The organism is Faecalibacterium sp. AM43-5AT, from assembly GCF_003603345.1.
Taxonomy (GTDB): domain Bacteria; phylum Bacillota; class Clostridia; order Oscillospirales; family Ruminococcaceae; genus Faecalibacterium; species Faecalibacterium taiwanense.
The window spans coordinates 259-539 of record NZ_QVGZ01000043.1 but is presented as its reverse complement, the minus strand read 5'-3'; the positions used below and the strand labels follow the sequence as shown (position 1 = coordinate 539).

The following is a 281-nucleotide window of genomic DNA, read 5'->3' as shown; positions in this document are numbered from 1 at the left end:
GAGGGCAAGAACCGTCCCGTGGCCACAAATTTTCAATTCTTGAAAATTTCCTGCCCATCCGGGACTTCACTTCTTCAATGCATCTGCATTTCCGAAGTGATCTTGTTGGGGTAGCGCTTGTCGGGGCAACGCCCCTCCATCTGCTATCGCAGACCGCGCTGCCGCTTAAAAGCCCCACTGGGGCTTTCATTGCTGCGCTGCGCTTCGCAAACGCGGTCCCACCCCAAACCCTGCTCATGGTTCGCACCTGACGGTGCGAACAGCAACGGCGTGTCGTGCTT

Annotated in this window: 1 pseudogene; it reads left to right on the top strand. The window is 56.9% G+C overall.

Annotated elements, in window-relative coordinates:
- A pseudogene (locus tag DW937_RS15355) lies at positions 1-251 on the top strand (hypothetical protein); the annotation flags it as partial.
- Positions 252-281: the final 30 nt, after the last annotated feature.